The following is a 22,917-nucleotide window of genomic DNA, read 5'->3' on the forward strand; positions in this document are numbered from 1 at the left end:
GTGCGGAACCTGCCGATGCGAAACACCGGAGCACCGCCCACCGCGTCCGGAAGCGGGTGAACGGACCGTTCGTCCGACCGGATGGGACGAACGGTCCGTTCACTCCGATCAGCTCACGATGGGGAGGTAGACCTCGCCGCCGGAGCCGGTGAACTCCTCGGACTTCTCCCGCATGCCCTCCTCGATCGCCTCGACGCTGGTGAGGCCGTGTTTCTCGGCGTAGTCGCGCACGTCCTGGGTGATCTTCATGGAGCAGAACTTCGGCCCGCACATCGAGCAGAAGTGCGCGGTCTTCGCGGGTTCCGCGGGCAGCGTCTGGTCGTGGTACGCCTTCGCGGTGTCCGGGTCGAGCGCCAGGTTGAACTGGTCGGTCCAGCGGAACTCGAAGCGCGCCTTGGACAGCGCGTCGTCCCACTCCTGCGCCCGCGGGTGCCCCTTGGCGAGGTCACCGGCGTGCGCGGCGATCTTGTAGGTGATCACGCCGGTCTTCACGTCGTCCCGGTCCGGCAGCCCGAGGTGCTCCTTGGGCGTGACGTAGCAGAGCATCGCGGTCCCGGCCTGCGCGATCATCGCCGCGCCGATGCCGGAGGTGATGTGGTCGTAGGCGGGCGCGATGTCGGTGGTGAGCGGGCCGAGCGTGTAGAACGGCGCCTCGTCGCACAGCTCCTCCTCGAGCCGCACGTTCTCCGCGATCTTGTGCATCGGCACGTGCCCGGGGCCTTCGATCATCACCTGCACGTCGTGCGCCCGGGCGATCCCGGTGAGCTCGCCGAGGGTTTCGAGCTCGGCGAACTGGGCGCGGTCGTTGGCGTCGGCGATGGAGCCGGGCCGCAGGCCGTCGCCGAGGGAGAAGGTGACGTCGTACTCGCGGAGGATCTCGCACAGCTCGGAGAAGTGTTCGTACAGGAAGCTCTCCCGGTGGTGCGCCAGGCACCAGGCGGCCATGATCGAACCGCCGCGGGAGACGATGCCGGTGACGCGCTGCGCGGTCAGCGGCACGTACCGCAGCAGCACCCCGGCGTGCACGGTCATGTAATCCACGCCCTGCTCGCACTGCTCGACCACGGTGTCCCGGTAGATCTCCCAGGTGAGCTTCGCCGGGTCGCCGTTCACCTTCTCCAGCGCCTGGTAGATCGGCACCGTGCCGACCGGCACCGGCGAGTTGCGCAGGATGCGCTCGCGCGTCTCGTGGATCCGCTTGCCGGTGGACAGGTCCATGATCGTGTCGGCGCCCCAGCGGGTGGCCCACACCATCTTCTCCACCTCTTCGGGGACCGAGGAGGTCACCGCCGAGTTCCCGATGTTCGCATTCACCTTCACCAGGAACTTCTTCCCGATGATCATCGGTTCGCTCTCGGGATGGCGGTGGTTGGCGGGTAGCACCGCGCGGCCGCGGGCGATCTCGTCGCGGACGAACTCGGCGGGCAGGTCCTCGCGGGCGGCGACGAACTCCATCTCGCGGGTGATCGCCCCGGCCTTGGCGGCGGCGAGCTGGGTGGGGTGCTCGCGGTGCCAGCCGTCGCGGGTGCGGGGCAGGCCCACGTGCACGTCGACGGTGGCGGCGTCGTCGGTGTAGGGCCCGGAGGTGTCGTAGACGTCGAGGTGCTCGCCGTTGCTGAGCTCGATGCGGCGGGCGGGCACCCGCAGGTCGCCGACCTCGCGGTGCACCTTGCGGGAACCGCTGATCGGTCCGGTGGTCACACCCGGGAAATCGGAGTCCACAGAGGACGGTTCAGGACGCACGTCGGCCACGGCCGTTCACTCCCTACGCCGGCATTATCCGGTCAGGTTCAGGCGGTCGGCGGCCCCGGATCGGATGATCCAGCCGCCCTCTCAGCCCGCTTCCGGTGCGAGCTCCCGCGATCAGTTGTCGGCGCCGAGGCTAGCCCCGCGATGCCGTCCTGCCAAGTCCCGGCTCGCCGGGGGCGGCGGCGGCCACGCACGTGACCAGGGTGGATGACGGCCCGATTCAGCCGAAGATACCATCGGTGATCAAGTGGTCACAGGAGGTGATCGGCCGTGAAGGCCCGTCCGAACGTGGAATCCCGCTGCTGCCACGAGCTCCGCGCGCTCCGGAGCCGCACCGCCCTCCCGCCGGGCTGGCGGTCGGAGGCGATCGACGGGCGGATGGTGCTCTCCCCGCCGCCGGAGCCGGGGCACGAGCTGATCGCCGACTCGGTGGTGCGGTGCCTGTACGCGGTGCTGCCGTCGCGGCTGGTCGTCCTGCGCGACCCGGTCGTACTGGTCCAGGACGGGCCGTGCGTGCTCGTGCCGGACCTCGCCGTCGTCCCGCGCGACCGAGCCGGCGGCGACCCGGCGGAAACGGGTGCGCACGCGCTGCTCGCGGCGGAGATCGCGGTGCGCGGCGGCACCGGCTCGGGCCGGGGTGCCAAGCTCCGCGCGTACGCCGCGGCGGACGTCCCGCTCCACCTGCGCATCGACCGCTACGCGCCGAACGGGCCCACCACCACCCTGTTCTCCGAGCCGGCGGGCGAGGCCTACCGCGAATCGCACGCGGTCCCGTTCGGCAAGCCGCTCGACCTGCCGTCCCCGTTCGACGTCACCTTGGAAACCGAGGCCTTCCCCCGCTGAACGGCCCCGCCCGTCCGCGGAACCCGCCCGGTGAAGCGCGTCTTTCGCCTGTCAGCGGCGAAGCCGCTGAGCCGCCGACCACGCACGCCACCGGCACCGCCGCGGGTTCTCAGCTGCTTCCTCGCGAGGACAGCGTTTTCGCCTGTGGCGGAGCCACCGGTGAAAACGATCCCGCAGCGAGGAAGCAGCTGAGGTTCCGCCAACCGCCCCGCCCGCAACGGGAGAAGGCTCAATCCTCCTCAGCGAACGGATCGCCTTCGATCGCCGGGTCCCAGGAGAAACCGGGAACTCCCCATCCGTTGCGCTTGACGGCCTTCTTCGCGGCCCGCGCGTTCCGCCCGACGAGCCGGGTCAGGTAGAGGTGCCCGTCCAGGTGGTCGGTCTCGTGCTGCAGGCAGCGGGCGAAGAAGCCGGTGCCCTCGACCTCGACCGGCGCGCCGTCCACGTCGAAGCCGGTGACCTTCGCCCAGCTCGCCCGGCCGGTGGGGAACGCTTCGCCGGGGACGGACAGGCAGCCCTCCCAGTCGTCTTCGGGGTCGGGCATGGTCTGCGGGAGCTCGCTGGTCTCCAGCACCGGGTTGACCACCACGCCGCGGTGCCGCACCCCGTCGTCGTCGGGGCAGTCGTAGACGAAGACCCGCAGGTCCACGCCGATCTGGGTGGCCGCCAGCCCGGCGCCGTTCGCGGCGGTGTTCGTCTCGAACATGTCCTCGACGAGGGTGCGCAGCGCGTCGTCGAACCGCTCGACGGGGCGCGTGGGGTGGTGCAGCACCGGGTCGCCCACGATGCGGATCGGGTGAACAGCCATGCGGCGGAGGGTATCGGTAGCGGTCTCCGGGGCGCCTCGGGAGTGGTGGCGCGGAGGTGCGCGCCGCCCATCGGAGTGATCTTCGCCGGGCTGCCGGTGGATCTCCGCCGGGGGCGTGTTGGCCGCGCACGGCGGGCGGGCTCGCGTGATGTAATGGGCTTGGAATCACACCCGTGTGATTCCGGCGAACGCGGGGGCCCCGGATCGCGACGCGAGGAGCCAGATGGACGCCGCCCAGATGCTGACCGTGCACGAGATCGCCCGGCAGTGCGAGGAACTGGCGCGTACCGACGGGCGCGGAGCGGCGGGTGAACCCGCGTCCGGCAGGCACCTGCGGGCGGTCGACCCGCCCACCGAACCGCTGCCGCGCATCCCCCCGGATGAGTCCACTTCGGACGATCAGGAGCCCGCGGCGGAGCGGGGTCTCGGCGACCGCGAGCTGAGCATCCTGGCGTTCGAGCGGCAGTGGTGGAAGAGCGAGGGTGGCAAGGAGCGGGCCATCCGCGAGTTGTTCGACATGTCCGGCACCCGGTACTACCAGGTGCTGAACGATCTGCTGGACGACCCGGCGGCGGTCCGGGCCGATCCGATGCTGATCAAACGTTTGCGCAAGGTGCGGGCGAGTCGGCAGCGCGCCCGGCAGGCCCGCCGACTGGGAATCGAGTGGCACTGATGACTTCCGGGGAACCCCCGACCAGCCCGTCCGCCGCGAAGATCGGCGGTATCGCCCTCATCGGCGTGGGCGCGCTATCGGCCGTGCTCGGCCTGACGACGCTGGTCTCCGGCGGGTCCGACGACGCGGCCGCGCCGCCGGTGGACCAGCAGCAGACCTCGGCTCCGCTGCCGCCGCTGCCGCCCGGCCCGACGAGCTCCGCGCAGCCGCCGACCTCGTCGGTCGCCGAACCGCCGCCCGCCGCGGACGAACCGCCCGCGCAGACGCCCGACCCGGAACCGCAGGTGCCGCCGGCGAACCAGCCGCGCCCGGACTCGCCCGGCTCGGACTCGACCGGTTCGGACCACCAGCGGCAGCGGATCGTGGTGCGGGTCTACAACAACAGCACCATCAAGGGCTTGGCGCACCGGGCCGCCGACGAGTTCCGCAGCGCCGGGTACGAGGTGCCGGAGGTCGGCAACTACTCGCAGGGCGTCATCCCCACCACCACGGTGTACTACCGGCCGGGCACGCCGGAGGAGGCGCAGGCGAAGGAGATCGCCGTCGCGTTCCAGGCCCGCGCCGAACCGCGCTTCGAGGGCCTCGCCCCGGCGAGCCCCGGTGTCATAGCGATCATCACGAACGACTACCAGGGCATGCCGAAGGGCAGCTAGCGCCCGGTGCGCGGCCCCGCCGAGCGGGTGGGCCGCGCACCGCGGATCAGCCGCGCCGGTCGGCGTAGGACTCCAGGGACGCGAGCTGCGCCGGGTCCAGCGAGGGGCGCACGGCACCGCGCGCCGCCGCCAGGTGCGCGGCCGTCACCTCCGCGGCGCTGAGCGACTCGCGCATCGCGGTCAACGCCGCCTCCCGGACCAGCGCGGCGCAGTCCGCCGCCGAGTACCCGTCCAGCTCCGCCGCCACCGCCGCCAAGTCCACATCGGACGCCAGCGGCGTGTTCCGCGCCGCGGCGCGCAGGATCTCCGCCCGCGCATCCCCGTCCGGCGGCGGCACGTACACCAGCCGCTCCAGCCTGCCGGGCCGCAGCAGCGCCGGATCGATCAGCTCCGGCCGGTTGGTGGCGCCGAGCACCACGACCTCCCGCATCGGCTCGACCCCGTCGAGCTCGGTGAGCAGCGCCGCGACCACCCGGTCGCCCACCCCGGAGTCGCCGGACTGGCCGCGGCGCGGGGCCAGCGCGTCCACCTCGTCGAGGAAGACCAGCGCGGGGGCCGCGTTCCGGGCGCGCAGGAACAGCTCCCGCACGGCCCGCTCGGATTCGCCGACGAACTTGTCCATCAGCTCGGCGCCCTTGACCGAGAGCACGTTGAGCCGGCCGCTGCCCGCGAGCGCCCGCACCAGGAACGTCTTGCCGCAGCCCGGCGGGCCGTACAGCAGCACTCCGCGCGGCGGTTCCACGCCGAGCCGGGTGAACGAGTCCGGGTAGCGCAGCGGCCACAGCACCGATTCGGTGAGCGACTGCTTCACCTCGACCATGTCGCCCACGTCGTCCAGGGTGAGCCCGCCGGTGCGCAGATCGTCCGATGTGGACATCGACAGCGGCCGGACGGACGACAGGGCGTCGACGAGGTCCTGCTGGGCGAGCGCCGGTTCGCCGTCCGCCCCGCCGCGGTGGCGCAGCGCGGCTCGCACCGCAGACTCGCGGCACAGCGCCACCAGGTCGGCGACGACGAAGCCGGGGGTCCGCTCGGCGAGCTCGCCGAGCTCCACGTCCGCGGCCAGCGGGGTGCCGCGCAGCAGCACCCGCAGCAGCTGCACCCGGGTCGCCGCGTCCGGCAGCCCGACGGTCACCTCCCGGTCCACCCGGCCGGTCTCCCGCAGCCGCGGGTCCAGGGATTGCGGCTGCGCGCTGGTCACCACGACGGCGAGCCGCTCGGTGCGCATCGCGGTGTCCAGCGCGTCGAGCGCGACGGTCGCCAGCGGCGGCGGCTCGGCGGCGGGCAGCAGGCTGTCGGCGTCGGTGAGCAGCACCACGCAGTTCCGGCCGCCCGCGGCGATTCCCGCCGCGCGGTCCAGCGACCGCTGCAGGCGCTGCGCGGCGGAGCGGGATTCGAGCGCGGCGACGCTGGGCGCGGTGACCTCCACGAGCTCCGCGCCGACCGCGGCCGCCACCGAGCGCGCCAGGGTGCTCTTGCCCGCCCCGGGAGGTCCGCTGACCAGCACGCCCAGCCGGTCGCCGCCGCCGAGCCTGCGCAGCAGCTCCGGTTCCTCGAAGTGCAGCCGCAACCACTCGGTGAGCCGGGTGGCGGTGTCCTGCGCGCCCGCGAGATCGCTGACCGGCAGCGCCGGTTCGACCGGTTCGACCCGTTCGGCGGGTTCGGGCGCTTCGGCCGCGGTGGTGGGGAGGGCGGCGACGTCGAGCGGGGCGCCCGCGGGGGCGCTCGGCGCGGAACCGCGCCAGGAGACCACTGTGGACGGTTGCACGGTGACGGCGCCGTCCGGATCGGTGGCCGCGATCGTGATCAGCTCGGTGGTCCAGGTCCGGCCGATCGACGCGGCCAGCCTGCTGCGCACCTGCCCCGCGTTGGCCGCCGTCGACGGCGCCAGGTCCTGCGGCAGCAGCGAGACGGTGTCGCCCGCCCGGAAGACCTTCCCGGTCAGCGCCAGCCGGATCGCCTCCGGCGGCGCGGTCGCGGTGGCCAACCGGGAACCGGCGACCGTGACGCTGCGCGCGGGCGCCGTGCGCACCGGGGCGACGCCGACCTCGGCGCCCTCGGCCAGCCCCAGGTTGGTCAGCACCACGTCGTCCACCAGCACCACGCCCGCCGGGCCGCCCCGGTCCGCGGCGGCGGCCAGCGCCACCGACACCCGGGCGCCGGTGAGGGCCACCGCGTCCCACGGGCGCAGGCCGAGCGCATCCAGCACTTCCGGGTGCAGCCGCACCACCCCGCGCCGGGTGTCGGCGGCGGAAGCGGACAACCGGACGGTCAACATCAACGAAGCCACGCACCGACAGTAAGGCCTCGCCCCGGAACTGTTCGTTCGTGCTGCTTCTGCCGCGTGGTGCTCGGGTGGCGGAACCTCAGCGGTTTCCTCGCTGCGGGATCGTTTTCGCAGGTGGCTCCGCCGCAGGCGACAACGCTGTCCTCGCGAGGAGGCCGCTGAGAACCCGCTGCGGTGCGAGTTGCCCAGGTGGTCGTCGGCTCAGCGGCTTCGCCGCTGACAGGAAACCGGCCCGCCGGGCAGGTTCGGAGACAGGCGCTGAGCGGGGCCGGTGGCGGAACCCCGGCGGCGTGTTCGCCGCGGGATCGCCGGCACCGGTGGTTCCGCCACGTGCGACGGCGCCGCCCTCCCGAGGACGGCGCCGCGGACCCGCGGCGGTGCCGGTCGATCCGGTGGGCGCCGCTCGGCGACTCGGCCGCCGACGGGATTCCGCTACCTGCCCCGGCTCGCAGCGGCCGGGGGAGCGCTCAGCGGGGGTGCTGGTTGCCGCGGTTGCGGCGCAGGCCCAGGCGGCGCCAGCTCAGACGAGGACCTTCCGGGCCGCCCGCGCGGCTGCGGCGCATCCGCTGGCGGGCGCCGGCGAGAGCGCGGCGCGGGTGCGGCGGGCGCAGGCCCAGCCGCCGCTGGGTGCGCCTGCGGATGGCGCGCCGCTCGCGGGGGGCCGCCGCCCACGCCTCCGGGTGCGCCGCGAGCCAGCGGTGCCGGTACACGGCGTACGGGATGTGCGCCAGGTACACCACGAGCGCCACCGCGAGCGAGATCAGCGGGAACACGATGACCGCGGCGGCCAGCACGGCCACCAGCACCAGCAGCGGCGCGACGAGCCGCGCGGGCACCTTCGCGGTCTTCAGCGACAGCGTCGGCACCCGGCTCACCGCCAGCGCGGCCACGGCGACCATCCACACCATCACCACCGGCTGCTGCGCCCACCAACCCGGATAGCCGAAGTGCGCGGTGAGCACCAGCGGCAGCAGCGCCAGCAGCCCGGCCGCGGGGGCCGGGACACCGACGAAGAACTCCTTGCTGAACGCGGGCTGCTCGGTGTCGTCGAGCAGCGTGTTGAACCGCGCCAGCCGCAGGATCATGCACACCGCGAAGATCAGCGCCGCGATCCAGCCCGCCCGGTTGTCCTGCAGCTGCCACGCGTAGAGCGTCAGCGCCGGGGCCACGCCGAACGACATCGCGTCGGACAGCGAGTCCAGCTCGGCGCCCATCCGCGTGGTGGCGTCCAGCAACCGGGCGATGCGGCCGTCCAGCCCGTCGAGCACCGCCGCCACCGCGACGGCCGCGATGGCGCCGACCAGCTGCCCGTTCAGCGCGAACTGCACGGCGGAGAGCCCGGCGCACATCGCCAGCACCGTGATCGCGTTGGGCAGCAGGCGGATTCCGGGCGGGGCGATGCGGGCGCCGCTCATGCCCGCTCGCCACCCGCCTGCTCGTGGTCCGGCAGTTCGGCGAGGACGGTTTCGCCGCCGACGGTGCGCTGCCCGGGTTCGACGAGGACCCGGCTGCCCGCGGGGACGTACAGGTCCACCCGGGAGCCGAAGCGGATCAGGCCGTAGGTGCTGCCCGCGGTGGCGCGTTCCCCGCTCTGCACGGAGCAGACGATGCGGCGGGCGACGAGCCCGGCGATCTGCACCACGGCGAGTTCCTGGCCGGCGTCGGTGCGCAGCAGCAGCGAGTTGCGCTCGTTGTCCTCGCTGGCCTTGTCCAGGTCGGCGGAGAGGAACTTCCCGGGCCGGTAGGCGGCGCGCACGATCTCGCCGTCGACGGGCAGCCGCTGCACGTGCACGTCGAAGACGGTCAGGAAGGCGCTGATCCGCGTCATGGGCCGGTCGCCGAGCCCGAGCTCGGGCGGCGGGGTGGCGGTCTCCACGTGCGCGACGGTGCCGTCGGCGGGGGCGACCGCGATGCCCGCGCGGGTGGGGGTGACGCGCTGCGGTTCGCGGAAGAACCAGGCGCACCAGGCGGTGGCGACGGCGCCGAGCACGCCCGCGGGACGCCAGGCGCGGCGCAGCAGCAGGGTGCCTGCGGCGGCACCGAGCACGAACGGGCGACCCGCCGGGTGCATCGGCGGCACGGTGTCGCGGGCGAGCTTGGCGAGGTGCGCGAGCGGGTTGCCGCTGGCGGGGGCGGTGCCCCGGTCTGTCTGGGTGCTCATCGAGCTGTACACCCCTGCATCGGAGGTCGTTACCGCGGCGCGGTGGCTGCGCTGCGGCCGGGCCGGTACAGCATCGCGGACGGGGTGGCGGCGGCTGCGCGAGGGGGCGGAGTCGATCAGCGGTGCGGGCGTGCGCCGGGCGAACCGGCGGGTCGCGCCGGGGCTGCTCCGAACGAGTGAGGCGAGGTGGGCGGCGTCGGGGCGGTGTTCGCGGAGGTGCTCCGGAGGGCCCGCGGCTCGCCGCAGGCGTTCGGCGGCGGCTGGGCGATGGCCCTGGCGGAGCGCGGCCGGATGCGGCCGCGGAGCCGGATCGTCGCAGGTGAACGGAAAAGTGCCGGGGTGGCCCGGCGCCCCCGAAGCGCCGGTGCCACCCCGGCACCCAACCGCACGGCACCTCCCCGTGGGCGCCGAACGGTCCCCGATGTGGGCCCGTGCACCCCCCGACGGCACACGGAGCCCGGTGTCCGCTCCCTCCCTGGTGGAAGGGGGCTGACGTCTGAAGAGACGGAGTCGATCGACAGGTTGTTACGCGTTTTCCAGTGTAATTGAGCTCACACGAACTACGTAGCCGCTATTGGAGGACATTGGGCACGAAATTTGTGACGGAGGGTGACAAATCTGGGCCGTTGTTACTCACTCGTCCGAGGGCTCCCGGCGGTCGTCGACCCGCATCCGCGCGCCCATCAGCTCGTCGAGCCCGCTGTACGGGTCGCCGCGCTCGTCCGTGTCGGCCGTGCTGCGCACCTCCAGCTCCGCCACGTCGTCCTCGCCGTGCACCACCGCGTCCGAGCGCACCGTCGAGGACGACGCGTCGTCCAGGTACAGCTCCAGCTTCAGCGACCAGCCCGAGCGGTCCTGCACCAGCGTCGTCGCCGCCACGTCCCGGCTGTCCACCCACTGCGCGCCGTCCCGGTCCCGCAGCCGGTCCACCGGCGCCACCATCAGCTCGTCGAGCTCTTCCAGCTCGGACTGCCACATCCGCGCCGAGGCGCCCGCCAGCAGCCGCCGCGCCGTGCTCGCCGAACTCGGCAGGAACACCAGCCCGCGATCCGTCACCAGCAGGTCGTAGCGCTCGCCCGCGTACTGCACCGGGCTGACGATCCCGGACACCGACGGCTCCGGTTCCGCCACCGGCTCGCGGGAGTGCTGCAGCGGGACCCCGAGGTCCACCAGCGCGCGGTGCAGCCCCGGCACCAGCCGCGGATCCGCCACCGCGGGCCGCACCAGCCGGTCCGGGTCCAGCGGCCTGCCACCGCTGAGCCGCACCACCGATTCGCCCGCCCAGTCCAGCTCGTGCTGCGCGCGGCCCGCGCAGACCAGCGCGTCCACCACGGCTCCGCCGAGCAGCTCGGTGAGCGTGTCCACCGCGGCCTCGTCCACCAGCTCCGGGCTCAGGCCCGGGTTCAGCACCGGGTTGATCAGGTCCGCGCCCTCGCCGCGGTGGATGGCGGCGAGCACGCCGCCGATCGCGGGCGGGCACTCCAGGCCGCTCTGCTGCACCGCCGAGCTCAGCAGGCCCGCCTGCCGGGCCACCTCCGCGGCGCCCGCCTTGCGGGCCAGGTCCGGCCACGGCAGCCGCGGCCCGAGGCCGTCCACCAGCAGCCGGTCCTCCAGCTCGGGGACGCTCTTGCGCGGTTCCCGCAGCAGCGCGAACGCGGGCGCCTCCTCCGGCTCCCGGTCGCCGCCGCGCAGCCGCTTCATCGCCTCCACCCGTTCCCGGGTGGACGGGTGCACGTCGCGCTCCTCGGCGAGCGATTCCTTGACCCGCTCGGCCAGCTGCGGCTTCCGCTCCGGGTGGTCCATGAACGCGCGGAAGCCCAGCAGCAGGTCCGGGGTGTGCTCGACCTTGGTGGCCATGCTCAAGTACTGCTCGGCGTAGTCGCGCCAGCCGAACTCGACCGCCTTCATCTTGCGCAGCGAGGTGACCGCGGCCCGCTTGCCCGCCGCCTTCACCGCGATGGTGTCCGCGCCGAACCACAGCTTGTCGCCGACCCCGGCGGCCACCGCCGAGTAGGTGCGGGCGTACCCGGTGAACAGCCACTTCACCGGTCCGCCGGTGAGGCCGGTCGCGGTGCGCCGCACGCTGGTGTCGATCCGGTCGGCCAGCACGACGAACTTCCCGGCGCCGACGGTGCGGCCCAGCTCGCGGGCGGCCACGGCGCGGAGCTCGCTGGTGGACAGCCCGGCGATCAGCGGTAACCCGATCTCCAGGTGCCGGGAGCGGACCTTGAGGCCCAGCAACGCGGTGTCCTCCCGCAGCCGGGCGGTCGGCTGCGAGGTCACCCGGACCGCGTCGGGGGCGGCCGCGCCGGACCCCGAGCAGATCGAGTCGACCATCTTCCAGACCTTGGGCTGCGCGCCGCGGGTCAGTTCGACGCCGCGCGGGCGTTCACGTCTGCGCAGCACGGTCCGCAGCCCGATGCCGAACATCACCGCGACCACGACCGCGGCGAGGCCGGCGCGGACGCCGCCTCCGAAGTCGAGCCGGACGGTGTAGGCCGCTATCAAGAGCAGGCCCAGCACCGAGCAGAGGGGCACGGCGAAGAAGCCGATGTGCAACGCCAGCGCCAAGGTGGCGCGCCAGGGGCCACGCACGGTGTTGAAACTCCTGAGTGAGGTGTCGACTGCTCGCGGTCCGAACCCGGCGCGACGAGCGCAGCGACGGGACGTGCGGGGGCAGTCTTAGCGGAAATCAGCCGGACGTCAATCCATCAGAAGTACGTCCACAGTGGAACCGGCGGGCAGGTCCACCGTCTCCTCCGGTACTTCCAGCAGGCAGTTCGCCGTCGCCATCGCGGACAGCAGGTGCGAACCGGGGCCGCCGTGCGGGGTGACCTCGCCGGTGGCGGGGTCGTACAGCGCTCTGCGGTACTGCCGCTTGCCGGGCGGGCCCTCCAGCGAGCGGGTCAGCACCGCCTTCCTGCTCGGCCGCTCGGCCCGGTGGTGTCCGGCCGCGGCGCGCAGCGCGGGCCGCACGAAGACCTCGAAGGAGACCATCGCGCTGACCGGGTTGCCGGGCAGCGTCACCACCGCGGGTCCGCCGCGGTACCGGCCGGCGCCCTGCGGCATGCCGGGCTGCATGGCGACCTTGGTGAACTCGACGCCGTTGCCGGACAGCGAGTCCTTCACCACCTCGTAGGCCCCGGCGCTGACCCCGCCGGAGGTGATGATCAGGTCGGTCTCGTCCAGGTGCGGGGCGAGCGCGGCGTGGAAGGACGCCACGTCGTCCGGCACGAAGCGCAGCAGCTCCGCGCGACCGCCCGCCTCCCGCACGGCGCCGGCCAGCATCAGCCCGTTGGACTCGTAGATCTGCCCGGTCCGCAGCGGGGAACCGGGTTCGACGAGCTCCGAGCCGGTGGACAGCACCAGCACCCGCACGGGTCTGCGCACCGGCAGCCGCGCGGCGCCGACGGCGGCGGCGATGCCCAGCTGGGTGGGGCCCAGGGTGGCGCCCGCCGCCAGCACGGCCGTGCCGACCCGCACGTCCTCGCCGGCGCGTCGCACGTGCACGCCCGGTTGCGCGGGGGCGTGCACCCGCACCTCGGCGGTGCCGCCGTCGGTGCGCTCGACCGGCACGATCGCGTCCGCGCCGGACGGCACCTGGGCGCCGGTCATGATCCGGTGCGCGGTGCCGGGCAGCAGCGGTGGGCTGTCCACCCGCCCGGCGGGCAGGTCTTCGGCCACCGGCAGCAGGACCGGCTGCTCGGGGCTCGCTTCGGTGACGTCGACGGACCGCACCGCGTAGCCGTCCATCGCCGAGTTGTCGAAGGGCGGCAGCGGGATCGCCGCGACCAGGTCCTCGGCCAGCGCCAGCCCGAGGCAGTCGGCGAGCGGACGGGATTCCACCGGCGCCGGGGTCAGCAGCGCCGCGACCCGCGCGCGGTGCTCGGGCACCGGGGTCAGGCCGGAAGGTCCAGTTGCGTGGGGCACGCCCCGATCATCGGGCATCGGGTACCGGGCTGTCGCCACCGGCGTGCGGAAAGTCGCCGCGGCGCCCGTGGCAGACTGCCGGGCGATCGTGTGAGCGGTGCGGGGAGGGGTGGGGCCGTGCAGGTGCGGAACCGGCACACGCCGTCGTTCGGAGTGGCCCGGTTGGTGCTCGCGCCCGGCGAACCCGTCCGGATCGCCGCCGGCTCGCTGCTGGCCACCAGCTACGGCGTGGCGGTCGAGGTGCGCGGTGGAGGTCTGCTCAAGTCGCTGGCGAAGGGCCGGTCGGCCGCGGTGGCCACCTGCACCGCCGGGCAGCAGGGCGGCTGGGTGGACGTCGCGCCCGCGCTGCCGGGCGATCTGCACGTGCTGGAGCCGGACGGCCAGGGTTGGTGCGTGGCGGGGTCGGCGTGGCTGGCGTCGGCGTCCGGGGTGCGGTTCGACGAGCAGTGGGCGGGGTTCAAGAACCTCTTCGGCGGGGAGCGCGGTTTCCTCGGCCACGTCAGCGGGCAGGGCCCGGTGGTGCTGGCCTGCTACGGCGCGCTGGACGTGATGACGCTGCAACCGGGCGAGTTCCTCACCGTCGCCCCGGGGCACGTGGTGGCCTACGGGGAGTCCGTGCAGACGCGATTGCGCCAACTGGGCCACGGGGTGCCGCAGTCGTTGAAGACGGGGGAGGGTCTGGTGTTCGATTTCGCCGGCCCGGGTCAGGTGCTGGTGCAGACGCGGGATCCGCGTTCGATGGTGAGCTGGTTGCATTCGCAGGGGCTGGGCGCGTCGCGTTCGTGAGCGCGGTATTCGCCGCTCCGGCCGAGCGGGGAAAGCGGAGCGCTTTCGGCGGGTTCCGGCGGCGCGCAATGGTAATGATCTTCATCGTTATTGCGCCGCCGCGGCATTCCGGGGCGCCGTTTCGATACCCGCTCCCCGGGTGGGCCGGTGCGGGCCGGGCGCGGCCCAGGTCGTGGCCAGGCGCAGGCTCCGGCGGGTTTTCGCACCACTGCGGCATTCGGAATATTCCGTGATTCTCGCGTCCGCGAAACGGCCCAATGCGAGCGCTCCGGCTACGCGCGGTGGCTGGGAAATCCACTCGTTCGGAGCAGTATTTCGCGGAAAAGTCGCAATGGTCAACAGCGGACGAACCGGGCCGACTCCGGTAGCGTCATCCGTGCTCCATCGGCGCTTTTTCGGGGCGCCGTGCATCACATTTCAACGAGGAGGACGCCGTGGCGGTCGGCACGGTCAAATGGTTCAACTCGGAGAAGGGGTACGGCTTCATCGCCACCGATGGTGGTTCCGATGTGTTCGTGCACTACTCCGCTATCAACATGTCCGGTTTCCGCACTCTCGCCGAAGGTGACCGGGTCGAATTCGAGGTGAAGGCTGGGCGCGACGGTCGAAGCCAAGCCGACGGCGTCCGCAAGGTCTGAAGCTCGCCGCCAGTGGCCCGCCCCGCGGCAGGGGGCGGGCCACTGGGCTTTCCGGGGAGCCTGCCGGGCGCTGCCGGGGCCGAACCGGTGGAACCCGCAGACGGGGAAGATCGCGGGACGTTAGGCTTCCTGACGTGTCGGAAGACCTCACCGGGCGCCGTCTCGGCCACTACAAGATCGACGGAGTGCTCGGCCGCGGCGGTATGAGCGTGATGTACCGCGCCACCGATACCCGGCTGGGCCGCAAGGTCGCGCTCAAGATCATGGGTGAGCACATCACCGGTGACGCGGAGTTCCGCGAGCGCTTCGTCGACGAAGCCCGCAACACCTCGGCCATCGACCACGCGAACATCGTGCCGCTGTACGACTTCGGCGAGGTCGACGGCATGCTCTACATCGCGATGCGGCTGGTCGACGGGTCCGACCTGGCCAGCCTCATCAAGGACGGGCCGATCTCGCCGCCCCGCGCGCTGGAGCTGCTCAGCCAGGTCGCCGAGGCGCTGGACATGCTGCACGAGCGCGGTCTGGTGCACCTCGACCTGAAGCCGGCGAACGTGCTGGTGACCTCGCGGGAGTCCTCGAACGAGCACGTGTACCTCGCGGACTTCGGCCTCACCCGCCGCGGCGCCACCGGGCACCGCACCAGCTCCGGGGACTTCCTCGGCTCGCCGACCTACGCCGCGCCGGAGCACCTGCGCGGCGAGCCGGTGGACGGCCGCACCGACCTGTACGCGCTGTGCTGCATGTTGTTCGCCTGCCTGACCGGGCGCCCGCCGTTCCAGGGCCAGGTGCAGGAGGTCATCCAGGGGCACCTGAGCACCGCGGCGCCGTCCGCGCTGCCGCTGGTGGCGCTGCCGGCCGGGCTGGACGAGGTGCTGCGCAAGGGCATGTCGAAGAAGGCCGACCAGCGCTACGACACCTGCAAGGAGCTGATGGCGGCGGCGAAGGCCGCGTTGAACGCGCCGCCGGACGCGCCGACGAAGAAGACGATGCCGACGCTCGGGCCGCCGTCCGGTCCGCAGCAGGTCCAGTCCGCGCCGCAGCCCCCGGCCCGTTCGCCGCAGCAGTCGGGCCCGGTCCCGCCGCCCGCGGGTCCGCAGCAGGCGCAGTCCGGCCCGCACCCGGCCCCGCAGCAGCCCGGTCCGGCGCAGTCCGGGCCCCAGCCGGTCGGCTCGCAGCAGTCCGGCCCGCAGCAGTCCGGGCCCCAGCAGTCCGGCCCGCAGCAGCCGGGTCCGCAGCAGTCCGGGCCGTACGGCCCGCAGTACCAGCAGCCGCCGCGCCCGATGTCCGGTCCGGGCGCCGATCCGGTGCGGCTGCGCCCGCCGATGCCCGCGCAGTCCTCGTCGTTCGCCACCGCCAAGGGCGGTGGTTCGGCGAAGTGGCTGGTGCCGCTGCTGATCGCCGTCGCCGCGATCATCGTGGTGATCGTGTTCATCGCGACGGCGTCCTCGTCGGGCGGTGGATCCGGCGGCTCCGGCGGGGCCACCACGTCGGCCGTGCACTCGTCCGCCGCGGAACCGAGCGGGCTGCCCACCGAGGTCCCGACCGTCGGCCGCTGAACATGGCGTCGGCCACCCCGTCGGGTGGCCGCGTGCGGTCCGAACGGGGGAAATGCGGCTGGTCGGGGCGGCGCGCGCCCGAGCGGCTTGCACTCGCCGGGCGTGAGTGCTAAACCTGGATTTGGCACTCAGCGCAGTTGAGTGCCAGGTCGGGACGGTGAGGCCGTCCGCGCTCCGCCACACGACGGCGGGTGCGCGACCGGTCGTCCGTCGCGGGCACCGAGCCTGGCCGAGCACAGAGTCCTGCCACGGGGTGAATCTGCCTTTCGTGGCGTCCAGATAGGTGGAGGACCACACCGCAATGGCCAAGATGATCGCGTTCGACGAGGAAGCCCGCCGCGGCCTTGAGCGCGGCATGAACACCCTCGCCGACGCCGTCAAGGTGACGCTCGGGCCGAGGGGCCGCAACGTCGTGCTCGAGAAGAAGTGGGGCGCGCCGACCATCACCAACGACGGCGTCTCCATCGCCAAGGAGATCGAGCTCGAGGACCCGTACGAGAAGATCGGGGCCGAGCTCGTCAAGGAAGTGGCGAAGAAGACCGACGACGTCGCCGGTGACGGCACGACGACCGCCACCGTGCTCGCCCAGGCGCTGGTGCGCGAGGGTCTGCGCAACGTCGCCGCCGGTGCCAGCCCGATCGCCCTCAAGCGGGGCATCGAGAAGGCCACCGAGGCGATCGCGGAGCAGCTGCTCAAGAGCGCCAAGGAGATCGAGACCAAGGACCAGATCGCCTCCACGGCGGCGATCTCGGCCGGCGACCGCCAGATCGGCGAGCTCATCGCCGAGGCCATGGACAAGGTCGGCAAGGAAGGTGTCATCACCGTCGAGGAGAGCAACACCTTCGGGCTCGAACTCGAGCTCACCGAGGGTATGCGCTTCGACAAGGGCTACATCTCGCCGTACTTCGTCACCGACACGGAGCGGATGGAGGCGTCGCTCGACGACCCGTACATCCTGCTGCTGAGCTCCAAGGTCTCGAACATCAAGGACCTGCTCCCGCTGCTCGAGAAGGTCATGCAGGCCAACAAGCCGCTGCTGATCATCTCCGAGGACGTCGAGGGCGAAGCCCTGTCCACCCTGGTGGTCAACAAGATCCGCGGCACCTTCAAGTCCGTCGCGGTCAAGGCCCCCGGCTTCGGCGACCGCCGCAAGGCGATGCTGCAGGACATGGCCATCCTGACCGGCGGCCAGGTCATCAGCGAAGAGGTCGGCCTCAAGCTGGAGACCGCGGACCTGCCGCTGCTGGGCCAGGCCCGCAAGGTCGTCGTCACCAAGGACGAGACCACCATCGTCGAAGGTGCGGGCGACGACGAGCAGATCGCCGGCCGGGTCAACGAGATCCGCGCCGAGATCGACCGCTCGGACTCCGACTACGACCGCGAGAAGCTGCAGGAGCGCCTGGCCAAGCTGGCCGGTGGCGTGGCCGTCATCAAGGCGGGTGCGGCGACCGAGGTCGAGCTCAAGGAGCGCAAGCACCGCATCGAGGACGCGGTCCGCAACGCCAAGGCCGCCGTCGAGGAGGGTGTCGTCGCCGGTGGCGGCGTGGCCCTGCTGCAGGCCGCCGTGTCCGCGTTCGACGGCCTCAAGCTCGAGGGCGACGAGGCGACCGGTGCCAACAGCGTCAAGCTGGCCGTCGAGGCTCCGCTGAAGCAGATCGCGATCAACGCCGGTCTCGAAGGCGGCGTCGTGGCGGAGAAGGTCAAGAACCTGCCCGTCGGGCACGGCCTCAACGCCGCGACCGGCGAGTACGAGGACCTGCTGGCGGCCGGCGTGCCGGACCCGACCAAGGTCACCCGCTCGGCGCTGCAGAACGCCGCGTCGATCGCCGCGCTGTTCCTGACCACCGAAGCCGTGGTCGCGGACAAGCCGGAGAAGGAAGCCGCCGGTGCGGCCGGCGGTGGCGACCCGATGGGTGGCATGGGCGGCATGATGTGACCCATGCCGGTCACCGGGGTTCGCGCTGAATCCCAGCTACCGCACGAGAAGGGCCGTCCCGTTCCGGGGCGGCCCTTCTCGCTGTCCGGGGTCCCGCGCCACCTGGTCTCTCGCGCCGTCCGGGGTCTGCGCCCGCCCGGGTTCCCAGGCCGTCCCGGAGCCCTGCGCCACCCGGAGTCCCGTGCGGTCCGGGGCCCTGCGCCACCCGGGTGTTCTCGTGCGGTCCGGGGCCCTGCGCGACCCGGTGTTCTCGTGCCGTCCAGGATCCTGCGCTGACCCCGGGCGCTCGTGTCGTCCGGCCCCGCGCTCGGCCCCGTGCGGCCGATCGGGGGATGCTGCGGCCGGACGCGTGGCGCAAGCCGGTCAGGTCGCGGCCACCGGCCGGACGATGTGATCTCCTGAGCACCGAACGGGACACACGTCCGCTCAGGTCGAGGAGGTTCGGGCGAATGGCCATTCCAGGTGCGCTGCGCCGGTTCGGTGGTTCAGCGGCGATCGTGCTCAGCGCCGCGCTGGTCGCCGCGGGCTGCACGGATGCGGCACCACCCCCGCAGCAGCCCGGTGCGGGCGCCGAGGCGGGGCCGTCGTCCTACCCGGCGGAAGGCGTGCCCGAAGTGGTCCCGCAGCCGCAGAAGGCCGAGCGGCTCGGTGACGACGTGGCCGTGCGCGGCAAGGTCGAGCTCGTCGTCGACCCCTTCGTGGACGAACCGACCAGGGACCTGGCGCAGCGGGTGCTCCGCGAAGCGGGCGCCTCCGACGTGGTGGTGCGCGAACCCGGCCCGCGCGCCGAGGACGCGACGCTGCAGGTGCGGATCGGCGACCGGATGGCCCCCGGCGTGGTGAAGGGCCTGCAGGCCAACGGCTGGGGCGCGCCGTCCCCGCTGCCCGCGGAGGGCTACGTGCTCGCCGCGCACGGCGGTGAGGACAGCGTGGTGCTCGGCGCCGACGACGCGGCGGGCGCCTACTACGCGGTGCAGACGCTGCGCCAGCTCGCCTCGCCCGGCCGGATCGCCGGGGTCGGCGTCGTGGACCAGCCGAACATGCCGATCCGCGGCTCCATCGAAGGCTTCTACGGCAGCCCGTGGACGCACGCCGAGCGGATGGACCAGCTGGCGTTCTACGGCGACGTCAAGCTCAACACCTACGTCTACGCGCCGAAGGACGACCCGTACCACCGGGAGCGCTGGCGCGAGCCGTACCCGGAGGACAAGCTCTCCGAGGTGCGCGAGCTGATCGGCCAGGCTGCGGCGCACCACGTGCGCTTCACCTTCGCGCTCTCCCCTGGGCAGTCGATCTGCTTCAGCGACCCGGCGGACTTCCAGGCGCTGCTGGGGAAGCTGCAGGCCGTGTACGACTCGGGCGTGCGGGACTTCTCGGTGCCGTTCGACGACATCTCCTACACCCGCTGGAACTGCGGGGCGGACCAGGCGCACTACGGCGCCCCCGGCGAGGCGGCGGCGGGCCGCGCGCAGGCGGAGATCCTCAGCCGCGTGCAGCGCGAGTTCATCGACGCCCACCCCGACGCGCGCCCGCTGCAGATGGTGCCCACCGAGTACTCCGACTACGAGGACTCGCCGTACAAGACGGCGCTGCGCGACGGCCTGGACCCGCGGGTCGTGGCGATGTGGACCGGGGACGGCGTGATCCCGGAGCAGATCACCGTCTCGGACGCGGAGAAGGCCGCGCAGGTGTGGGGCCGGAAGGTGTTCCTGTGGGACAACTACCCGGTCAACGACTTCGACGGTTCCGAGGGCCGGTTGCTGCTCGGGCCGTACGGGGAACGCGAACCGGGGCTGGGCGAGCAGCTCGTCGGCGACGTGGTGAACCCGATGAACCAGGCCGCGGCCAGCAAGGTCGTCGAGATCGGTGCGGCCGATTTCGCCTGGAACGACGACGACTTCGACGCGCAGCGCGCGCACCGGGCGGCGGCGCGCTACCTGGCGACCGATCCGGCGGCGGCGTTGCGCCCGGCCACGGCGGCTGATCCGGCGACGACGCAGGCGCTGCAGGTGTTCTTCGACCTCAACAGCATGGCGCCGCTGGCGAACGGTTCCCCGTGGCTGCCGCCCGCGCCGGAGCTGGCGCGGCGCATCGAGGAGTTCCGCTCCGGGTGGAGCGGCGGGGACCGGGTGCAGGCGCTGAACGGGCTGCGGGACTACGCGCGGCAGATCGCGGACGCCCCGGAGCGCATCCGCGAGTCGGCGCCCGCGGATTTCGTCGCCGACTCGGAGCCGTGGTTGCAGGCCACCGACCTGTGGGGCGACGCGCTGGTGACCACTGTGGACGGTTTGCAGGCGCGGGAGGACGGCGCCGGGCAGGTCGCCGACGAGCGGTTCGCCGTCGCGGCGGACCTGGCCCGCCGGGCCGAGCAGGTGCAGACCATCCCCGGCGAGACCCGGCCGCAAGGCCCCGTCCGCCTCGCCGACGGGGTGCTCGACGTGTTCGTCCGGCAGGCGCCGCAGCTGTAGCCGGATCGCGGCCGGGCGCCGCTCAGTCCTGCGGCACCAGGACCCAGCAGACCAGGTAGAGCAGGATTCCGGTGCCGAAGCCGAGGATCGTCGCCGCCACCAGCCCGACCCGGATCAGGGTCGCGTCGATGCCGAGCAGGTCGGCCGCGCCGCCGCACACCCCGGCGATCATCCCGTCGCGGTGGCGGCGGAACCGGCGGGGCTCTGCCTGTGCGGTGGAGTCGGTGGCCTGCCCTGCGGAGTCCGTGGTCGACCCGGCGAAGTGGGCGGTCGGCCCGGCGAAGTCGGTGGCGGGCCCGGTCGGGTCGGTGGCGGTCCCGGTCGCGGCGCCGCCCGGGTCGGTCGCGGTGGTGTGCTGGTGCGTCGTCTCCGTCATGCCACCAGCCTGATCTCCGGGCGTCCCCGGGGCCTCCGGGGAGTCCCGGGGCCGCACCCGGACATCGGGGGCGCGCGCCTCCGGGAAGCCCCGCACCCGGACGGCCCGGCACCCGGCCCGTGGCATGATCGCCTTCCGAGGGAAGGGGTGGCATGAGCCGGTTCAGCGGGTTCCCCGCGCACGTCGAGAAGTACGTCGGCACCGTCCGCGGGGCGGACTCCCGCGGCACCGACGGGCGCGAGCGCGCCTACCACCTCGTCTACTGCGACCACCACTCCGGACCGTACGTGTCGGTGCTGACCAGCGGCCTGCGCGAGCACACCGCGGGCGCCCCGCTGCCCCAGGAAGTGCTGTGCACGGTGCACGCCGACCAGGAGATCCTGGGCAGGCACCTGACGGCGGTCGTCGCCGAGCTGTTCACCGAATCGAACAGCCGCGTCGGCTACGGCGCCCTGATCATGAACGACCGCGCGCTGCTGCCGGAGACCGAGATCGCCGGCGCGCTCGCCGCCCCGCACCCGTACCTGGCCGACGAGTTCGACGTGCTGCTGGACGCGGACGGCGGCCCGGTGCTGCAGCTGATCACGCTGCTGCCGGTCACCCGCGCCGAATCGCAGCTGGTGGCCCGCTACGGCCGGGACGCCCTCTACGACCGCTGGGAGCAGCGGAACGTGGACCTCACCGACATCCGCAGGCCCTCCGCGGCCTGACCGGTCGCCCTTCCGGACGGGTGGTGCCCGATCGGGCGGCCCGGCGGGTCCACCGCCGGTGGGCGCGAGAACGTTCCGTGCCGGTTCGGCGACGGTCGGTGATACCGCGCGGCGGCTCCGGACGAATGTGACTTCGATCCGCCCCAACGGGAATGCGATCGGCGCCCCGGGTGCTGAGATGGCCATGACGCGGCGAGGTGCAGTGGAGGTGGGCCGTGCGTGACGTGCTCGACGAGGTGTTCCAGCGGTGGGAGTCCGGGGAGGCGGTCGGCCTCGGCACCGTGGTCGCCACCTTCCGGTCCGCGCCGCGCCCGCCCGGCGCGTCGATGCTGGTCACCCAGGGCGGTGAGGCCGTCGGCAGCGTGTCCGGCGGCTGCGTGGAAGGTGCCGTGTACGAGCGGGCCACCGCGGTGCTCGACGGCGAACCGGCGGCGCTGCAGCGCTACGGCGTCAGCGACGACGACGCGTTCGCCGTCGGACTGACCTGCGGCGGCATCCTCGACGTGTTCGTGGAACGGGTGGACCGCGCCGCGTTCCCCGACTTCGACGTGGTCGTGAAGTCGGTGCGCGACGAGGAACCGGTGGCGATCGCGACCGTCGTGGACCATCCCGACCCGGCCCGGGTCGGTGCGCACCTGCTGGTGTGGCCGGAGCGGACCTCGGGCGGGCTCGGCGACGACCGGACCGACGCCGCCGTCGCCGACGACGCCCGCGGCATGCTCGCCAGCGGGCGCAGCGGCGTCCTCGAGTACGGGCCGCAAGGCCAGCGGCGCGGCGAAGGCATGCGGGTCTTCGTGAACGCGTTCGAACCGCCGCCGCGGATGCTCGTGTTCGGCGCGATCGACTTCGCCGCGGCGATGGCCCGCATCGGCTCGTTCCTCGGCTACCGGGTCACCGTGTGCGATGCGCGGCCCGTGTTCGCCACCCGCAGCCGGTTCCCCGGCGTCGACGACGTGGTCGTGGACTGGCCGCACCGCTACCTCCAGGCGGAGGCCGATGCGGGGCGGCTGGACGCGCGGACCGCGGTGATGGTGCTGACGCACGACCCGAAGTTCGACGTGCCCGTGCTGGAGATCGCGCTGCGGCAGCGGCTCGGCTACGTCGGCGCGATGGGTTCGCGGCGCACCCACGACGACCGGATGCTGCGGTTGCGGGAGAACGGGGTGCCGGAAGCCGACCTGGCCCGGTTGTCCTCGCCGATCGGCCTCGACCTCGGCGCCCGCACTCCCGAGGAGACCGCGGTGTCCATCGCCGCCGAGCTGATCGCGCTGCGCTGGGGCGGGCTCGGCGCCCGGCTCACCGAGACGGAAGGCCCCATCCACCGCTGACCGCGGCGTTCC

At 73.2% G+C, this 22,917-nt stretch carries 18 protein-coding genes and 1 riboswitch; of the genes, 10 read left to right on the forward strand and 8 right to left on the reverse strand.

Features of this window, described 5'->3' with window-relative positions:
- Nucleotides 1-108 precede the first annotated feature (108 nt).
- Nucleotides 109-1,701 carry a phosphomethylpyrimidine synthase ThiC gene (gene thiC, locus ABZ805_RS20165; protein ID WP_358442340.1) on the reverse strand — a complete coding sequence of 531 codons (1,593 nt, stop codon included), beginning with the start codon at nucleotides 1,699-1,701 and terminating at the stop codon, nucleotides 109-111.
- Nucleotides 1,702-1,745: 44 nt separating this feature from the next.
- Nucleotides 1,746-1,871: riboswitch (TPP riboswitch) on the reverse strand.
- A 148-nt stretch (nucleotides 1,872-2,019) separates the two neighbouring features.
- Here thiC and ABZ805_RS20170 point away from each other — a divergent pair.
- Complete coding sequence (locus ABZ805_RS20170) at nucleotides 2,020-2,592, forward strand: Uma2 family endonuclease (protein WP_358442342.1); 573 nt, start codon at nucleotides 2,020-2,022, stop codon at nucleotides 2,590-2,592.
- 229 nt (nucleotides 2,593-2,821) lie between these two features.
- Here ABZ805_RS20170 and ABZ805_RS20175 read toward each other — a convergent pair whose 3' ends face one another.
- The gene (locus tag ABZ805_RS20175; protein ID WP_358442345.1) at nucleotides 2,822-3,400 is read right to left on the reverse strand and encodes a peptide deformylase; all 579 of its coding nucleotides are present in this window, start codon (nucleotides 3,398-3,400) and stop codon (nucleotides 2,822-2,824) included.
- 370 nt (nucleotides 3,401-3,770) lie between these two features.
- On the opposite strand from ABZ805_RS20175, the gene ABZ805_RS20180 reads away from it, so the two are divergent.
- Both ABZ805_RS20180 and ABZ805_RS20185 read left to right on the forward strand, forming a co-directional pair.
- On the forward strand, nucleotides 3,771-4,073 hold the full coding sequence (locus ABZ805_RS20180; protein ID WP_358442398.1) for a DUF3263 domain-containing protein: 303 nt from the start codon (nucleotides 3,771-3,773) through the stop codon (nucleotides 4,071-4,073).
- A complete protein-coding gene (locus ABZ805_RS20185; RefSeq protein ID WP_358442348.1) occupies nucleotides 4,073-4,726 on the forward strand; it encodes a LytR C-terminal domain-containing protein in 654 nt (217 codons plus the stop codon). Before ABZ805_RS20180 ends, ABZ805_RS20185 begins: the two co-directional genes overlap by 1 nt.
- A 46-nt stretch (nucleotides 4,727-4,772) precedes the next feature.
- Here ABZ805_RS20185 and ABZ805_RS20190 read toward each other — a convergent pair whose 3' ends face one another.
- The 5 genes from ABZ805_RS20190 to glp form a co-directional block, all read right to left on the reverse strand.
- Nucleotides 4,773-7,004, reverse strand: a complete 2,232-nt coding sequence (locus ABZ805_RS20190) for an AAA family ATPase (RefSeq protein WP_358442401.1) — start codon at nucleotides 7,002-7,004, stop codon at nucleotides 4,773-4,775.
- A gap of 476 nt (nucleotides 7,005-7,480) precedes the next feature.
- Nucleotides 7,481-8,428, reverse strand: a complete 948-nt coding sequence (pssA, locus tag ABZ805_RS20195) for a CDP-diacylglycerol--serine O-phosphatidyltransferase (protein WP_358442351.1) — start codon at nucleotides 8,426-8,428, stop codon at nucleotides 7,481-7,483.
- Nucleotides 8,425-9,174: a phosphatidylserine decarboxylase gene (locus ABZ805_RS20200; RefSeq protein WP_358442353.1), complete on the reverse strand. Its 750-nt coding sequence runs from the start codon at nucleotides 9,172-9,174 to the stop codon at nucleotides 8,425-8,427. Before ABZ805_RS20200 ends, pssA begins: the two co-directional genes overlap by 4 nt.
- Nucleotides 9,175-9,807: 633 nt before the next feature.
- Nucleotides 9,808-11,769 carry a M48 family metallopeptidase gene (locus ABZ805_RS20205; RefSeq protein WP_358442356.1) on the reverse strand — a complete coding sequence of 654 codons (1,962 nt, stop codon included), beginning with the start codon at nucleotides 11,767-11,769 and terminating at the stop codon, nucleotides 9,808-9,810.
- 108 nt (nucleotides 11,770-11,877) lie between these two features.
- A complete protein-coding gene (gene glp, locus ABZ805_RS20210) occupies nucleotides 11,878-13,122 on the reverse strand; it encodes a gephyrin-like molybdotransferase Glp (RefSeq protein ID WP_358442358.1) in 1,245 nt (414 codons plus the stop codon).
- A 99-nt stretch (nucleotides 13,123-13,221) separates the two neighbouring features.
- Here glp and ABZ805_RS20215 point away from each other — a divergent pair, with 99 nt between their 5' ends.
- From ABZ805_RS20215 to ABZ805_RS20235, 5 genes are all read left to right on the forward strand, one after another.
- The gene (locus ABZ805_RS20215; RefSeq protein WP_358442361.1) at nucleotides 13,222-13,890 is read left to right on the forward strand and encodes a TIGR00266 family protein; all 669 of its coding nucleotides are present in this window, start codon (nucleotides 13,222-13,224) and stop codon (nucleotides 13,888-13,890) included.
- 434 nt (nucleotides 13,891-14,324) lie between these two features.
- Nucleotides 14,325-14,528, forward strand: a complete 204-nt coding sequence (locus tag ABZ805_RS20220; RefSeq protein ID WP_184483357.1) for a cold-shock protein — start codon at nucleotides 14,325-14,327, stop codon at nucleotides 14,526-14,528.
- Between the two features lie 134 nt (nucleotides 14,529-14,662).
- Complete coding sequence (locus ABZ805_RS20225; RefSeq protein WP_358442365.1) at nucleotides 14,663-16,087, forward strand: protein kinase; 1,425 nt, start codon at nucleotides 14,663-14,665, stop codon at nucleotides 16,085-16,087.
- Nucleotides 16,088-16,388: 301 nt separating this feature from the next.
- The gene (gene groL, locus ABZ805_RS20230; protein ID WP_224960042.1) at nucleotides 16,389-18,023 is read left to right on the forward strand and encodes a chaperonin GroEL; all 1,635 of its coding nucleotides are present in this window, start codon (nucleotides 16,389-16,391) and stop codon (nucleotides 18,021-18,023) included.
- A gap of 449 nt (nucleotides 18,024-18,472) precedes the next feature.
- Nucleotides 18,473-20,491, forward strand: a complete 2,019-nt coding sequence (locus ABZ805_RS20235; RefSeq protein WP_358442368.1) for a beta-N-acetylglucosaminidase domain-containing protein — start codon at nucleotides 18,473-18,475, stop codon at nucleotides 20,489-20,491.
- Between the two features lie 22 nt (nucleotides 20,492-20,513).
- Here ABZ805_RS20235 and ABZ805_RS20240 read toward each other — a convergent pair whose 3' ends face one another.
- The gene (locus ABZ805_RS20240) at nucleotides 20,514-20,867 is read right to left on the reverse strand and encodes a PspC domain-containing protein (RefSeq protein ID WP_358442371.1); all 354 of its coding nucleotides are present in this window, start codon (nucleotides 20,865-20,867) and stop codon (nucleotides 20,514-20,516) included.
- Nucleotides 20,868-21,019: 152 nt separating this feature from the next.
- On the opposite strand from ABZ805_RS20240, the gene ABZ805_RS20245 reads away from it, so the two are divergent.
- On the forward strand, nucleotides 21,020-21,577 hold the full coding sequence (locus ABZ805_RS20245) for a suppressor of fused domain protein (protein WP_358442374.1): 558 nt from the start codon (nucleotides 21,020-21,022) through the stop codon (nucleotides 21,575-21,577).
- Between the two features lie 215 nt (nucleotides 21,578-21,792).
- On the forward strand, nucleotides 21,793-22,905 hold the full coding sequence (locus ABZ805_RS20250; protein WP_358442377.1) for an XdhC/CoxI family protein: 1,113 nt from the start codon (nucleotides 21,793-21,795) through the stop codon (nucleotides 22,903-22,905).
- Nucleotides 22,906-22,917 lie beyond the last annotated feature (12 nt).

The sequence above is a fragment of the Saccharopolyspora sp. NPDC047091 genome (genome assembly GCF_040643635.1).
GTDB lineage: Bacteria > Actinomycetota > Actinomycetes > Mycobacteriales > Pseudonocardiaceae > Saccharopolyspora_C.

Excerpts from the sequence above, each read along its gene's own strand:
- ABZ805_RS20190 (WP_358442401.1), bottom strand. The coding sequence starts at position 7,004 with ATGTTGACCGTCCGGTTGTCCGCTTCCGCCGCCGACACCCGGCGCGGG.
- ABZ805_RS20185 (WP_358442348.1), top strand. The coding sequence starts at position 4,073 with ATGACTTCCGGGGAACCCCCGACCAGCCCGTCCGCCGCGAAGATCGGC.
- ABZ805_RS20200 (WP_358442353.1), bottom strand. The coding sequence starts at position 9,174 with ATGAGCACCCAGACAGACCGGGGCACCGCCCCCGCCAGCGGCAACCCG.
- ABZ805_RS20175 (WP_358442345.1), bottom strand. The coding sequence starts at position 3,400 with ATGGCTGTTCACCCGATCCGCATCGTGGGCGACCCGGTGCTGCACCAC.
- pssA (WP_358442351.1), bottom strand. The coding sequence starts at position 8,428 with ATGAGCGGCGCCCGCATCGCCCCGCCCGGAATCCGCCTGCTGCCCAAC.
- ABZ805_RS20240 (WP_358442371.1), bottom strand. The coding sequence starts at position 20,867 with ATGACGGAGACGACGCACCAGCACACCACCGCGACCGACCCGGGCGGC.
- glp (WP_358442358.1), bottom strand. The coding sequence starts at position 13,122 with ATGCCCGATGATCGGGGCGTGCCCCACGCAACTGGACCTTCCGGCCTG.
- groL (WP_224960042.1), top strand. The coding sequence starts at position 16,389 with ATGGCCAAGATGATCGCGTTCGACGAGGAAGCCCGCCGCGGCCTTGAG.
- ABZ805_RS20245 (WP_358442374.1), top strand. The coding sequence starts at position 21,020 with ATGAGCCGGTTCAGCGGGTTCCCCGCGCACGTCGAGAAGTACGTCGGC.
- ABZ805_RS20235 (WP_358442368.1), top strand. The coding sequence starts at position 18,473 with ATGGCCATTCCAGGTGCGCTGCGCCGGTTCGGTGGTTCAGCGGCGATC.